Genomic DNA, 13,489 nt, shown 5'->3' with positions numbered 1-13,489 from the left:
CAATAAGGGCGCCGTTAAGGCGCCCTTGAAAAACTCTGCGGTGACTTACAGAATTTCCAACAGCTCGACGTCAAACACCAGCGCGCTGAATGGCGGGATGGATGCGCCTGCACCACGCTCGCCGTAGGCCAGGTCGTGTGGGATGTACAGCTGCCATTTGGAGCCGACCGGCATCAGAGTCAGCGCTTCGATCCAGCCTGGGATCACGCCGCTGACCGGGAATTCTGCCGGCTGGCCGCGCTCTACAGAGCTGTCGAACACGTCGCCGTTAATCAGACGACCGGTGTAATGCACACGCACGCGATCCTGACGGGACGGGATTGGGCCATCGCCCTGCTCCAGCACGGAGAACTGCAGACCAGATTCGGTCAGCGTCACTTCGTCACGCTTGGCGTTGTCTTCCAGGAATTTCTGACCTTCAACGGCCATCGCCTGCTGACGATCGCGACGCACAGCATCAGCACGTTCGTGAATTTCACGCAGCGCACGGTGAACCACGTCTACCGGAACCGCCGGGGCATTCCCTTCCAGCGCGTCACGCAAACCTGCCAGCAAAGCTTCCGGTTGTAAACCTTCCAGACCGGACTCTTGCAACTGCTGGCCGACCTGTAAACCAATCCCGTAACTCGCTTGAGCTTCAACGCTGTCAAAAGAAGGGGTTGTCATGGGGTTTTCCTTTAGTCTTTAAAAAGTCGAAAGCGCAGCATAACAGCGCCGTAAAGCCGGGTAAAATCTTGTGTGGAGAATGATGACTTTTGTCGTAGAAAAAGAAACAATAACCTCCTGTTAACGCCCGCTCCCGCGCCCCAGGCAAATAGCCTGCCGCAACAGACATGGGTTTGCTGCTGCCTTTCACTTCAATCAGTTAGCGGACTATACTGAAACAAGAGCATCGGGACGTCGGTACAGCCTTTTGTACCCTGATATTTTACGCCGTTGAAGAGAGGTCACCATGGGCAGAATCTCGCCCAGGAGAAGGAAAACCACCCGTGTCTACCAGCCATTGCTGCGCACCTGGCTGAACTTCAGCCAGCGCCTGAAACCAGGCTCCGCGCCAGAGGCGGTAGAAGATCCGGATTCAGAACAACCACCGGGAAACGGTAAGGGGCAAAGTATCAAAGCATTATTGCTGAAGATCTGGCACCTGCCGGACGGTTTCGGTTGGATGGAGCCATTACCCTATTTTCACCGCCGCTGGACCCTGATTTTCGGCATCATCCTGCTGTTGGCGCTGCTATGGCCATACTCTTCACAGAACAGCGGGCAACCTTTCCCGGTAACCCAGCAGGATAACAGCGTGCCATTGCGGGCCGATCTGCAAAATAATGCTCAGCAACAGCACGCTGTCGAACCTGAACCGGCGGGCAACTGGCAACGTTTCCAGATCCAGCCGGGGCAGACGCTGGCGCAACTGTTCCGCGACAATAGCCTGCCGGTGAACGAAGTCTTCGCCATGGCGCAGGTGGAAGGTAATGACAAGCCGCTCAGTAACATGAAAGCCGGCCAGGAAGTGCGTATCGAACGTGATACTAACGGCGTGATCACCGCGCTCTCGGTCACCGCCGCTGATAATACGCAGGTGCTGTTCCGCCGCCAGGCCGACGGCAGTTACCGCCGCGAGCGTTAATCGGCCAACTGCGCCAACAGAAAGTCGCGCAGCACGACGCCATGGTTGTGCTGTGTGTCTTTACTGCCATAAAGAAGGGTCATGGGCTGACCTTGCCGTAATAATGCCACCAGCGGCTGCCAGGCGTCATTTTCCGCCAGCTGCCGTCGGTAGTGGCTTTCAAACTCTTCCCACTGCTCAAGGTGCTGATGAAACCACTGCCGCAGTGCGTGATCCGGTGCCACCTGCTTTAGCCACTGCACGCCCTGCAGCCTTTCCTTGCTGACGCCTCGCGGCCACAGCCGATCTATCAGATAGCAGTTCACCGGCGCCGGGCCAGTAAAATCATACACACGCTGTAAGTTAATCTTTGCCATTTGCCGCTGCTCCTCACTCAAGGTGATAACAGGGTAACGCGATTTAGCGGACGTAAGAAAAGCAAAACGCCAGCACAAGGCTGGCGTTTTAACTTGGCGAGCAGCAGCGATTAAGCTTCTGCTACCACAACTACATTCAGCTGTGCGAATACGTCGCTGTGTACCTGGAACTGAACTTCGTGTTCACCAGTGGTACGCAGAACGCCATTCGGCAGACGAACTTCGCTCTTGGCAACTTCAACGCCTGCCGCAGTAACTGCGTCAGCGATGTCGCGGGTGCCGATAGAGCCGAACAGTTTACCTTCGTCGCCTGATTTAGACGCGATGGTGACTGAACCCAGTTCGTTGATCTTGGTTGCGCGAGCTTCAGCAGCAGTCAGAATTTCAGCCAGTTTGGCTTCCAGTTCTGCACGGCGTACTTCGAAGAACTCTACGTTTTTCTTGGTAGCAGGAACAGCTTTGCCCTGTGGTACCAGGAAGTTACGGGCGTAGCCCGCTTTAACGTTAACTTGATCACCCAGGCTGCCCAGGTTTGCTACTTTATCAAGCAGAATAACTTGCATTACCTTATCCTCTTAAAGTCGTTAATAGACGGCGGCCGATTACTGATGACGATCAGTGTATGGCAGCAGGGACAGGTAGCGAGCGCGCTTGATGCAGCGAGCCAGCTGACGCTGGTATTTTGCACGAGTACCGGTAATACGGCTCGGGACAATTTTACCGCTTTCGGTAATGTAGTTTTTCAACGTTGCGATATCTTTGTAATCGATCTCAACAACGCCTTCCGCTGTGAAACGGCAGAACTTGCGACGACGGAAATAACGTGCCATTAGGCTAGTCTCCAGAATCTATCAATTCAATCTGCTCGGCATGCAACACCATTTTGTTCAGTCCATTGCGCCCTTGATGGCTGCTAATGAAACCGGAAACGGTGAGAGGCGTGCCGACCGTTATACTTTGAGTAATGGCCTGATGGGCCTTGCCGCTGATAATCACCGGCATACGACACCAGGCTTGCCGGGTAAAACCGGCTTCCACTTGCACTGAACGGTGCTCAAGCACGAACTGGCAATGTGGAATACCTGACGGGCTCACTTTACGCGTCGGCGTCTTGCACACGGTGCCAGACAACGTCAGCCGATTAGCCGTCACGGTAAATTACTCTTCAGAATCCCCAGCATCAGCATCATCTGCGGTTTCGTTAGCGAAGTCTTCGCGGCGATCGCCACGACGTTCGTCTTTCGCTTTAACCATCGGAGATGCTTCAGTTACCGCGTGCTTAACGCGCATAACCATGCTACGGATAACGGCGTCGTTGAAGCGGAAGTTTGTTTCCAGCTCATCGATCGCTTCCTGCGGAGCTTCAACGTTCAGCAGAACGTAGTGGGCTTTGTGCAGTTTGTTGATCGGGTAAGCCAGTTGACGGCGGCCCCAGTCTTCCAGACGGTGAATCTGACCAGCAGCGTTAGTGATGGTAGCACTGTAACGCTCGATCATGCCCGGAACCTGTTCGCTTTGGTCAGGGTGGACCATAAAAACGATTTCGTAATGACGCATCGAATTGCTCCTTACGGATTATTCAGCCTCCTGTCAGGGTCAACCGCGGCCCATGGAAGCAAGGAACGTGTATGTGTGTGCGGCTGAAAAAATGACGCGTAATCATACTTGCGCAGGCTGAAAAACTCAAGGGTCGAAGGGGGCTTATTATCGGTAATGCGAAGCGGATGCGTAAATAGCACGATTTGCTGTCGGCAAAACCTATGTACACAAATCCATCAGTTGAAAAAATCTCTCAATAAAATCATCACTGCCGCATGAATTTCATTCATTTTTTTTGAAAGAGGCCATCAAAATGGCGGCCTTTTTAATCCTGCCGGAAGGTCTAAAATTGTAGTTATCCGCCGCAGACAGCGCGACGAAAAAGATTTGAGGTTATTCAATACATGCAAATAACTTTTTGCTGCACTGGCACCGGCTGTCAGGCCGTTGAAGCAAACAGTTAAGAGAGGCAATTATGAAACACATTACCATCGCTACCGCCATTGCTTTACTGTTTTCCGCCAACGTCATGGCCGCGACAGAGATCACCTCACACCAGGCCGATCAACGTCAAAGCGTTGGCTTCGTCACGCTGAACCAGAATGTGGTTTCTCCGGATGACGCCACCAGCCAGGTGAGCAAGATAGCCGACCAGCGCGGCGCCACCGCCTATCGGATCATTGCCCTGCATGAGCCTGAAAACAACAGCACCATCCACGTCAGCGCCGAACTGTATCGCTAAGTGAAAATGCAGTACCAGGGAAGCAACTCGCGCCTAAAACAGTAAATCAAACTGCGAAAGTCACCATCGGCCCCCTGCCTGCAGGGGGCTTTTTTACAGCGATTGCACAAAGAAATCGGCGGTGGCACTGAGCGCCTGCGGCGTAATACGGTGCTTGACTCCCGGCTCAGTGAGTAACGTCAATTGACGGTCCCAGCCACTCTGGCGCAGTTCGGTCGCCAGCCGCAGGCTTTCCGCCGCCGGCACCAGGTCATCCGCCTCACCGTGCCACAGCAGCAGCGGCCGATCGGCAACTTTCTCCAACTGCTGTTCCAGACCGTAATCCGCCAGCATGGCAATACGCGCATCAAAATCCTCGCTCAACAAAGGATTTCCCTGCTCATCCAGCGGCGGGAACAGCGTTTGTGCCAGGGAGGTGTAGTAACCGGCCCCCATCAGGCTGGCCGCCGCTTTCACCCATGGATAGCGAGCAAAGCTGCCCAATGTCGTCATGCCGCCCATTGACGCACCGCCCACGCCAATGCGCCCCTCGGCAACCAGACCGAGCTGTTCAAAGTGCGCCTTCAGCGCCGGTAACTCGTCAATATTGCGTCGAAGGATCTCCCAAAAACTGGCCAGCCGTTTGGTTTCATTGCCATCAAAACGCTCGCCGTGCAGATCGGCATCCGGCAGCACCACACGAAACCCTGCTTTGGCTAATGCATAGGCAAAGTAGGCGTATACTTCTTTCGACGAGGTATAGCCATGGTAGAAAAATACCGTCGGCAATGGCTGGTGATATTGCCCCGCAGGCACCGCGTGGATCACCGCAGTGTCTCCCACCCGCTCGTCATAGATTTCAATCATCCGTTTTTCTCCGCGTCGCTGTTTGCCTCCATAATGGCAAACTTGAGCTTAATAGCATTAGCTCAATCTGTTCCAATTTATAATGAGTTACACTGAAATCATGCTTTCCACTCTGTCGAGGTCTCTATGAAACTTTCCCATCTGTTGCTGCCCCTGGCGCTGGTCACGCTGCTTAGTGCCTGTGGCATGATGACCACGACGCCAAAAGCCCCGCCGGCACCCAATGGGCAGGCGCAAGAGGTAACCCGAGCACAAACCGGCAGTCTGGTGAAAATGGGCACCACCAGCGCCCTGGTCCGCGGCAGTCCGATGGATGTGGAAGCAGAAATTCAGAAGAAAGCCAACGCCAGCGGCGCACGCTATTACATGATAATGATGAACAGTGAAACCGTGGTGCCCGGCCAGTGGTATTCGCAGGCGATCCTGTACCGGTAAACTCTGGAGTTTTAATAAGATTTACATTGGCTTTGCACAGACTGAAGTTGGCTGTTGCACACTGGCGGTCAGCGCGCCGCAGCCTGCGAGCGTGAGTCCAGGATCCGACCAAGGGGAACGCCATGACACGCTCCGCCGCACTCACCGCCCTCCTGCTCTCAATGGGGTTACTCAGCGCCAGCGCTCAGTCCGCTGAGTTGGCGCCCGCAGACCGCGTTACGCCACTCAGCGAAATTGCACAAATCACCCTGAATAACCTGCCCGGCTCGCCTCAGGATGTAGAACAATTGATTGCCCGCAAGGCAGATGAACATGGGGCGAGCTATTACCGCATCCTGCGGATGGAAGAACAGGCGCATCAGCCTGGCTGGCGCGCCTTTGCAATTCTCTATCTTTAGTAGGTCATGCAGGCCGCATTCAGTATGCCGCCGCTGATTGACACGCCCCCCAGGAAAATCCCGGCGGCGACGTGATTGGACTCAATCTTGTCGCTGATACGCGGCATATAGATTTTCACCGCCGCAAACAGCAGCAGTTGTACCACCAACGCCACTACGCCCCATAGCAGGTAGTCCAGCAGGCTGACCGAGTTGATCGCCGCGCTGGCCAGTGGGATCACATAACCCAGGCAGGCACCGACGAATCCAAAAGCGGCTGACTGATTATCGGCCTTGATCAACGCCCATTCGTCATGCGGCGTAATGCGGGTATAGACAAACAAGAACACCAGAACCATGGCAAAGCCACTGAAGAAATAAGAGGCGAATGCCGCCAACGCGCTAAGAATATCCATGTCATGTTTCCTGGTCAGAGGTCAGTATCCCTTACGGGCCAAGTGCTGAATTAAAAAGCTTTTCCCGCTGTAGCGCTACTGTTTTCCCTAGCCTCCCATCGCTCGGGCAAACAACGTCTCGCACAGACGGTCTGGTAATGTTCGCTCACCACGGGTATCGAGCATCATTTGGCACCAGGCTTCCGCTAACGGCGGTGAACTGTAGCGCAGAAGCTGCGCCGCGGCGAACAGATTGAATAACGCACCGGTGACCGCCCGTCCCTGCTGCTCCTGGGGTTTGCGCATCAACTGGAGCAACTGCCGCCACTGGCGATCAAAGTGACGGTTCTGTCCCCTGACCTCACCAAATTCAAGCTCCAGGGCTTCCTGTACCACCGGCAGCTTCCCCCAGGCACGCATCACGTCCAGACACATGATATTGCCGGAACCTTCCCAAATGCTGTTCACCGGCATTTCACGGTATAGCCGCGGCAGTTCACTCTCTTCGCAGTAGCCGATACCGCCCAGCGCCTCCATCGCTTCGCCGACAAAAGGAATGCCCTGTCGGCAGACTTCAAACTTTGCCGCCGGGGTCATCACCCGACACAGCGCCTGTTCCAAAGGCGCCCCGACGCCGATGCTGTCATAGGCTCGCGCCAGGCGCATTAGGGCCGCCGTTTGCCCCTCCAGCCGCAGCGCCATCCGCGCCAACACCTGACGCATCATCGGTTGTTCGATCAAGGGTTTGCCGAATGCCTGCCGCTGCAGAGCGTGGTATAACGCCACCGATAGCCCGCGCCGCATCAAACCCTGGCTGCCCAACGCACAGTCAAAACGCGTCAGGCCACCCATTTTCAGGATATGCCGCACGCCATCTCCTTCCTCGCCCACCAGCCAGGCGCTGGCGTCCTGAAACTCAACCTCTCCGCTGGCGTTGGAACGATTACCCAGTTTATCCTTCAACCGCTCCAGCCGAATGGCGTTGCGCGTGCCGTCCGGCAAAATACGCGGCAGGAAGAAGCACGACAGTCCCCCTTCGGCCTGTGCCAGCACCAGATGCGCATCGCTCTGCGGCACCGAGAAGAACCATTTATGCCCCACCAGTCGGTATGCCTCCCCCGGGCCGCGGGCCGCTAACGGGCTGGCGGTGGTGGTATTGCTCAATACGTCGGAACCGCCCTGCTTTTCGGTCATGCCCATGCCAATCAGCAAACCGCGCTTTTGCCCACCGGGCAGCACATGTGCATCGTAACGATCGGATAGCAACGGCGTTAACCAGGATTGGAATTCTGTCGGCAGAGAACGCTGCAGCAGTGGGATAGCGCCAAAGGTCATGGTCACCGGACACAGGGTGCCGGCTTCGACCTGGGCATGCAGCACAAAACGCGCGGCGCGCGCCACGAATGAACCAATACGGGCATCCTCCTGCCACGGCAGGTTATGCACACGGTTAGCGATCAAGCCTTGCATCAGGATATGCCAGGCGGGATGGAAACGGACGTCGTCCAACCGCTGGCCGGTGGCATCATAACGCAATAACTCCGGCGGGTTGGCATTGGCCAATCGCCCCAGCTCCAGCGATTCCTGGGTACCCAACTGCTGCCCCAACGAGGCCAGCACTTCCACATCCCAACCGGCTTGCTCGCGTTGTACCGCCTCATGCAGTGCCGTATCGGACAGGAACAGATTGCTGTTCCCCAGCGGCTTCGGCTGATTAAAAACGGTGTGTGTATTCCAGACCATCGGCTTGCTCCCTGATAAAGGCGTCAGGAGTAAGTATGGTCGTCAGGGGGATTTCTGCCGCAGGTGAGATCACAGGGTGGGAATTGAGAAAGTAATAAGGGCGCAAAATTCTGCGCCCTAAACGGTAAATCAGCTGCGTTGACGCACCGCTTCAAACAGACAGATACCGGTGGCGACTGATACGTTCAGTGAAGACACCGTCCCGGCCATTGGGATGCTGATCAACTCGTCACAGTGCTCACGAGTCAGACGACGCATACCTTCACCTTCCGCGCCCATCACCAGCGCCATTGGGCCAGTCATTTTGCTCTGGAACAAAGTGTGATCGGCTTCGCCGGCAGTGCCGACGACCCAGACGTTCATTTCCTGCAGCAAACGCAGGGTACGCGCCAGGTTGGTGACGCGAATCAACGGAACGTTTTCCGCCGCGCCGCAGGCCACTTTCTTGGCGGTAGCGTTTAACTGGGCAGAACGGTCGCGCGGGACGATCACCGCGTGTACACCGGCCGCATCGGCACTGCGAAGACAGGCGCCGAGGTTGTGCGGGTCTGTCACGCCGTCCAACACCAGCAGGAAAGGCGTGTCCACGCTTTCCAGCAGCGCCGGCAAGTCATTTTCCTGATACTGACGCCCTTCGCGCACCCGGGCGATAATCCCCTGATGCACCGCACCCTCGACCTTCTCATCCAGCCACTGGCGGTTAGCCACCTGGATAACAATACCGGTCGCTTCCAGCTCCGCGATCAGCGGCTGCAAGCGGCGATCGTCGCGCCCTTTGAGGATAAACACTTCCAGGAAGCGTTGCGGATCGTTGTCTAACAAGGCCTTGACGGCATGAATACCGTAAATAATTTCGCTCATGATGCTCTTTTAACTGTGCGGCTGGCGTATGCCAGCCGGTGATAATGACGTGTGGCAGCTTAAGCCTGCTCAGCACCTTTCTTCTTGCCGGCGCGTTTGGCCTTGGTCGCCGACGCTATTTTCCGGGTTTTGTCGGACACTTTCTTGGCTTTCGCCTTTTTGTCTTTCTTCACCTTGTCAGCGGGTTTGGCTTCGTCTTTACGGAAGGCGCTGTCAGGCTCAAAATTGGCGGGTGCTTTACCACCACGACGTTTGCGTGGTGCAGAAGTACGACCTGCGCCAGCCCCGCCACGCAGGGTGCGTTGGCCACCATTCTTGGCACGATCGCGTTCAGTTTTGCCTTCACCACGCGGCTTGCGAGTGCTGGAGACCAGAGCGAAGTCAATTTTACGCTCGTCCATATGCACCGCTTCAACGCGGATCTCCACAGTATCGCCCAGGCGATACACCACGCCGGAGGATTCGCCAATCAGACGCTGGCCGATATTATCGTAGCGATAATAATCATTATCCAGCGATGATACGTGCACCAGACCGTCGATAAACAGATCGTTCAGACGAACGAAGAAACCAAAGCCGGTCACGCTGGCAATAATACCGCTGAACACTTCGCCAACGTGATCCTGCATAAAGTCGCATTTCAGCCAGTCGGCAACGTTACGCGTCGCTTCATCAGCGCGGCGCTCGGCCATCGAACAGTGCTCGCCCAGCTGCAGCATTTCTTCAAACTCGCTGTGCCAGCCACCGGTCGGCGTCCAGCGCTCTTTCGGCTCGCCGTGCTCTTTAGCCAGCTGGTATTTGATTGCGCGGTGCATCGCCAGATCCGGATAACGACGGATCGGTGAGGTGAAGTGGCCATAAGAAGCCAGCGCCAGACCAAAGTGGCCCCGGTTTTCCGGATCGTAGACCGCCTGTTTCATGGAACGCAGCAGCATGGTTTGCAGCATTTCATGGTCAGGACGTTCGGACACTTCATCCATCAAGGTGGCATAGTCCTTCGGCTGCGGCTTGTTACCGCCGCCCAGCGTCAGACCCAGCTCGCCCAGCACGCTGCGCAAGGCGGTAATGTGATCGTCGCTTGGACGGTCATGCACGCGGAACAGCGCCGGCTCGTTATTCTTCTCAACGAAGCGCGCCGCGGCGACGTTCGCCATGATCATGCACTCTTCGATCAGTTTGTGGGCGTCGTTACGCACCGTTGGCTCAACACGTTCAATACGACGTTCGGCGTTGAAGATAAACTTGGCTTCTTCGGTTTCGAAGGCAATACCGCCACGTTCGGCGCGCGCCTGATCCAACACCTTGTACATTGTGTGCAGCTCTTCCAGGTGCTTGACCAGCGGGTGATAATGCTCACGCAGCTCCTGATCGCCCTGCAAGATGTGCCAGACTTTGTTGTAGGTTAAGCGGGCGTGAGAGCTCATTACCGCTTCATAGAATTTGGCCGTCGACAGGCGCCCCTGGGCGGAGATGGTCATCTCGCACACCATACACAGGCGGTCAACCTGCGGGTTAAGCGAACACAGGCCGTTGGACAGCACTTCCGGCAGCATCGGGATGACTTCCGATGGGAAGTACACCGAGGTAGCACGGTTGCGCGCTTCATCATCCAGCGCGGTGCGCGGACGCACGTAGTAGCTGACGTCGGCAATGGCTACCCACAGGCGCCAACCGCCACCACGTTTTTTCTCGCAGTAAACCGCGTCATCGAAATCGCGTGCGTCTTCGCCGTCAATGGTCACCAAAGGTAACTGACGCAGATCGACACGGCCTTTCTTGGCGGCTTCAGGTACCTGTTCACTGAGATCGGCGACCTGTTTTTCCACCTGTGGCGGCCAAACATGCGGGATCTCATGGGTGCGCAGGGCGATATCCACCGCCATACTGGTGCCCATTTTATCGCCGAGGATCTCAACGATCTTGCCTACCGCCTTGGTGCGACGGGTCGGACGTTGGGTCAGCTCAACCACCACCATAAAGCCCATGCGTGCGCCACTGGCTGCTTCGGCCGGGATCAGGATATCAAAGCTCAGGCGGCTATCATCCGGCACAACAAAGCCGGTACCGGCATCCATAAAGAAGCGACCGACGATTTGGCTAGTTTTCGGCACCAGCACACGGACGATACGCGCTTCACGGCGGCCCTTGCGATCTGCAGCCATTGCCTGTGCCAGCACCACATCACCGTGGATTGCCATTTTCATCTGCTCAGCTGACAGATACAGGTCGTCTTTGCTGCCTTCAATACGCAGGAAACCAAAGCCATCACGGTGGCCGATAACGGTACCGCGCAGCAGATCGAGACGTTCCGGCAGCGCATAGCACTGACGGCGGGTAAATATTAACTGACCGTCACGTTCCATCGCACGCAAACGGCGACGCAACGCTTCTAACGGCTCTTCACCGGTTAAATTCAGCTCTTTGGCCAGCTCTTCGCGGCTGGCCGGCGTTTCTCTTTTCGCCAGATGGGCCAGAATGAATTCACGGCTCGGGATTGGGGATTCATATTTTTCTGCTTCTCGTTCCAGGAATGGATCTTGTGACATTGCGGTTCCTCCGTTGTCATCAGCAGGGTGCCGCTGAGCCTTGTCTTCTCAGCGACGCTTTATTCGACAAGCAATAGCTTGTAGAGCGATGGATTGTCTTCGACCATATCGGCCAGCGTGTGGCTGTCCAGCTCTTCAAGGAAATTCTGTACGCCCTGTTGGAGCACCTGTTTCAGGCGGCAAGCAGGGGTTATGTGGCAGAAAGTACTGTTGCAGTTAACCAGTGACAGCGGCTCCAGCGCCCTGACTACGTCGCCGAGGCGAATGGTTTCGGCCGGTTTGCCTAAACGGATGCCGCCGTTCTTACCGCGCACTGCGGTTACAAACCCAACCCGGCTTAACTGATTGATGATCTTTACCATATGGTTTCTGGACACGCCGTAGACCTCGGTAACTTCCGAGATGCTGGTCATTTTGTCCGGTGGCAGCGAGGCCATGTAGATCAACGCCCGCAGGCCGTAATCAGTAAAACTTGTTAACTGCACATCTACCTCTGGGTATCATTTTACCCGTCTGATACGCCGATTTTCGGCATTATTCAAAAGATTACTTATTGGATAATAAACCAGCCAGAGAGTTCGCCGCTAATTATTTAGCGCATCTCGGACGCTGGACAGGTTAAAGAAAGGATTTTTTGAAGTGAAATCGCAACCGGGGGAAATCAGGATAAAAACAAACCGGGACAATGCCCGGTTTGTTTTACTGCAGTAAAACCAGATTATGCGTCGAACGGGTCGCGCAGGATCATGGTTTCGCTACGGTCTGGACCTGTAGAAATAATGTCTACCGGCACGCCAGTCAGCTCTTCAATGCGCTTGATGTAGTTCAGCGCGGCCTGTGGCAGTTTGCTGTGTTCTTTCACGCCAAAAGTGGTGTCGCTCCAGCCCGGCATGCTTTCGTAGATGGGTTCAATACCTTCCCAACCTTCAGCCGCCAACGGAGTGGTGGTCATTTCGCGGCCGTCAGGCATGCGGTAACCCACGCAGATCTTCACTTCTTTCAAGCCGTCCAACACGTCCAGCTTGGTCAGGCAGAAGCCGGACAGGGAGTTGATCTGTACAGAGCGGCGAACCGCTACCGCGTCCAGCCAACCAGTACGACGACGACGGCCAGTAGTAGCACCGAATTCGTTACCCTGCTTGCACAGGAATTCACCGGTTTCGTCGAACAGTTCAGTTGGGAACGGACCTGCACCCACACGGGTAGAGTAGGCTTTAACGATGCCCAGTACGTAATCCACGTAACGCGGACCAATACCTGAACCGGTAGCAACGCCGCCAGCAGTGGTATTTGAAGAGGTCACGTACGGATAGGTACCGTGGTCGATATCCAGTAGGGTGCCCTGTGCGCCTTCGAACATGATCAGGTCGCCACGCTTGCGCGCGCCGTCCAGCAGTTCGGACACGTCAACAACCATTGCAGTCAGGATGTCGGCGATAGACAGCACATAATCCAGAGTCGCCTGGTAATCAACGGCTTCAACTTTGTAGTAGTTGACCAACTGGAAGTTATGGTAATCAACAATTTCCTTCAGCTTGACGGCGAAGGTTTCTTTGTTGAACAAGTCGCTAACGCGCAGACCGCGACGAGCCACTTTATCTTCGTAAGCCGGGCCGATACCGCGACCGGTGGTACCGATAGCTTTCGCGCCGCGTGCTTTCTCGCGCGCGTTATCCAGCGCAACGTGATAAGGCAGGATCAGCGGGCAGGCTTCGGACAGTAACAGACGTTCGCGTACCGGGATGCCGCGCGCTTCGAGTTCACCCATTTCTTTCATCAATGCGTCTGGAGCCAGAACCACACCGTTGCCGATGATGCTGGTCACGTTTTCACGCAGAATGCCTGATGGAATCAAATGAAGGACGGTTTTTTCACCGTTAATAACCAGAGTGTGGCCAGCGTTATGGCCCCCTTGGTAGCGCACTACATATTGAGCCCGTTCGGTCAGCAGGTCTACGACCTTGCCCTTACCTTCGTCACCCCATTGAGTGCCCAGTACGACGACGTTCTTACCCATTTTAA

17 protein-coding genes are annotated in these 13,489 nt (G+C 55.6%); 4 read left to right on the top strand and 13 right to left on the bottom strand.

Going from position 1 to position 13,489, the window contains the following annotated elements; translation table 11 throughout:
* Nucleotides 1-45: 45 nt before the first annotated feature.
* Nucleotides 46-666 (bottom strand): FKBP-type peptidyl-prolyl cis-trans isomerase, encoded by a 621-nt coding sequence (gene fklB, locus SERS4_RS0102480; RefSeq protein WP_012004913.1) that lies wholly within the window; start codon nt 664-666, stop codon nt 46-48.
* A 286-nt stretch (nt 667-952) separates the two neighbouring features.
* On the opposite strand from fklB, the gene SERS4_RS0102475 reads away from it, so the two are divergent.
* Nucleotides 953-1,627 carry an OapA family protein gene (locus SERS4_RS0102475; RefSeq protein WP_026142162.1) on the top strand — a complete coding sequence of 225 codons (675 nt, stop codon included), beginning with the start codon at nt 953-955 and terminating at the stop codon, nt 1,625-1,627.
* Here SERS4_RS0102475 and SERS4_RS0102470 read toward each other — a convergent pair.
* The 5 genes from SERS4_RS0102470 to rpsF form a co-directional block, all read right to left on the bottom strand.
* A complete protein-coding gene (locus SERS4_RS0102470) occupies nt 1,624-1,983 on the bottom strand; it encodes a DUF488 domain-containing protein (protein ID WP_017891366.1) in 360 nt (119 codons plus the stop codon). The genes SERS4_RS0102475 and SERS4_RS0102470 overlap by 4 nt on opposite strands.
* A gap of 110 nt (nt 1,984-2,093) precedes the next feature.
* The gene (rplI, locus tag SERS4_RS0102465; RefSeq protein WP_012004910.1) at nt 2,094-2,546 is read right to left on the bottom strand and encodes a 50S ribosomal protein L9; all 453 of its coding nucleotides are present in this window, start codon (nt 2,544-2,546) and stop codon (nt 2,094-2,096) included.
* 39 nt (nt 2,547-2,585) lie between these two features.
* Nucleotides 2,586-2,813 (bottom strand): 30S ribosomal protein S18, encoded by a 228-nt coding sequence (gene rpsR, locus SERS4_RS0102460; RefSeq protein ID WP_002210155.1) that lies wholly within the window; start codon nt 2,811-2,813, stop codon nt 2,586-2,588.
* A gap of 4 nt (nt 2,814-2,817) precedes the next feature.
* Nucleotides 2,818-3,135, bottom strand: coding sequence for a primosomal replication protein N (priB, locus tag SERS4_RS25630; RefSeq protein WP_012004909.1), 318 nt, complete (start codon nt 3,133-3,135; stop codon nt 2,818-2,820).
* Nucleotides 3,136-3,141: 6 nt separating this feature from the next.
* A complete protein-coding gene (gene rpsF / locus SERS4_RS0102450; RefSeq protein WP_006317459.1) occupies nt 3,142-3,540 on the bottom strand; it encodes a 30S ribosomal protein S6 in 399 nt (132 codons plus the stop codon).
* A gap of 457 nt (nt 3,541-3,997) precedes the next feature.
* Between rpsF and SERS4_RS0102445 the strand changes: the two genes are divergently transcribed.
* Entirely contained in the window at nt 3,998-4,264 is a 267-nt protein-coding gene (locus SERS4_RS0102445; protein ID WP_012004908.1) for a DUF1471 domain-containing protein, read from the top strand.
* Between the two features lie 93 nt (nt 4,265-4,357).
* On the opposite strand, the gene yjfP is transcribed toward SERS4_RS0102445, so the two are convergent.
* Nucleotides 4,358-5,110: an esterase gene (yjfP, locus tag SERS4_RS0102440; RefSeq protein WP_017891364.1), complete on the bottom strand. Its 753-nt coding sequence runs from the start codon at nt 5,108-5,110 to the stop codon at nt 4,358-4,360.
* 126 nt (nt 5,111-5,236) lie between these two features.
* On the opposite strand from yjfP, the gene bsmA reads away from it, so the two are divergent.
* Together bsmA and SERS4_RS0102430 are read left to right on the top strand one after the other, a co-directional pair.
* Complete coding sequence (gene bsmA / locus SERS4_RS0102435; protein ID WP_012004906.1) at nt 5,237-5,545, top strand: biofilm peroxide resistance protein BsmA; 309 nt, start codon at nt 5,237-5,239, stop codon at nt 5,543-5,545.
* Between the two features lie 122 nt (nt 5,546-5,667).
* The gene (locus tag SERS4_RS0102430) at nt 5,668-5,943 is read left to right on the top strand and encodes a DUF1471 domain-containing protein (RefSeq protein ID WP_012004905.1); all 276 of its coding nucleotides are present in this window, start codon (nt 5,668-5,670) and stop codon (nt 5,941-5,943) included.
* Here SERS4_RS0102430 and SERS4_RS0102425 read toward each other — a convergent pair.
* The 6 genes from SERS4_RS0102425 to SERS4_RS0102400 form a co-directional block, all read right to left on the bottom strand.
* Nucleotides 5,940-6,338, bottom strand: coding sequence for a DUF350 domain-containing protein (locus tag SERS4_RS0102425; RefSeq protein WP_012004904.1), 399 nt, complete (start codon nt 6,336-6,338; stop codon nt 5,940-5,942). The genes SERS4_RS0102430 and SERS4_RS0102425 overlap by 4 nt on opposite strands.
* Nucleotides 6,339-6,425: 87 nt before the next feature.
* Nucleotides 6,426-8,060, bottom strand: coding sequence for an isovaleryl-CoA dehydrogenase (locus SERS4_RS0102420; protein ID WP_017891363.1), 1,635 nt, complete (start codon nt 8,058-8,060; stop codon nt 6,426-6,428).
* A gap of 129 nt (nt 8,061-8,189) precedes the next feature.
* The gene (gene rlmB / locus SERS4_RS0102415; RefSeq protein ID WP_012004902.1) at nt 8,190-8,921 is read right to left on the bottom strand and encodes a 23S rRNA (guanosine(2251)-2'-O)-methyltransferase RlmB; all 732 of its coding nucleotides are present in this window, start codon (nt 8,919-8,921) and stop codon (nt 8,190-8,192) included.
* Nucleotides 8,922-8,980: 59 nt separating this feature from the next.
* Nucleotides 8,981-11,467 carry a ribonuclease R gene (rnr, locus tag SERS4_RS0102410; RefSeq protein WP_017891362.1) on the bottom strand — a complete coding sequence of 829 codons (2,487 nt, stop codon included), beginning with the start codon at nt 11,465-11,467 and terminating at the stop codon, nt 8,981-8,983.
* Between the two features lie 59 nt (nt 11,468-11,526).
* Nucleotides 11,527-11,952: a nitric oxide-sensing transcriptional repressor NsrR gene (gene nsrR / locus SERS4_RS0102405; protein ID WP_012004900.1), complete on the bottom strand. Its 426-nt coding sequence runs from the start codon at nt 11,950-11,952 to the stop codon at nt 11,527-11,529.
* Between the two features lie 233 nt (nt 11,953-12,185).
* Nucleotides 12,186-13,484 (bottom strand): adenylosuccinate synthase, encoded by a 1,299-nt coding sequence (locus SERS4_RS0102400; protein WP_012004899.1) that lies wholly within the window; start codon nt 13,482-13,484, stop codon nt 12,186-12,188.
* Between the last annotated feature and the right edge of the window lie 5 nt (nt 13,485-13,489).

The sequence above is a fragment of the Serratia sp. S4 genome (genome assembly GCF_000347995.1).
In the GTDB taxonomy this organism is placed as follows: Bacteria; Pseudomonadota; Gammaproteobacteria; order Enterobacterales; family Enterobacteriaceae; genus Serratia; species Serratia quinivorans.
This window is presented reverse-complemented; position numbering and strand designations above follow the sequence as displayed.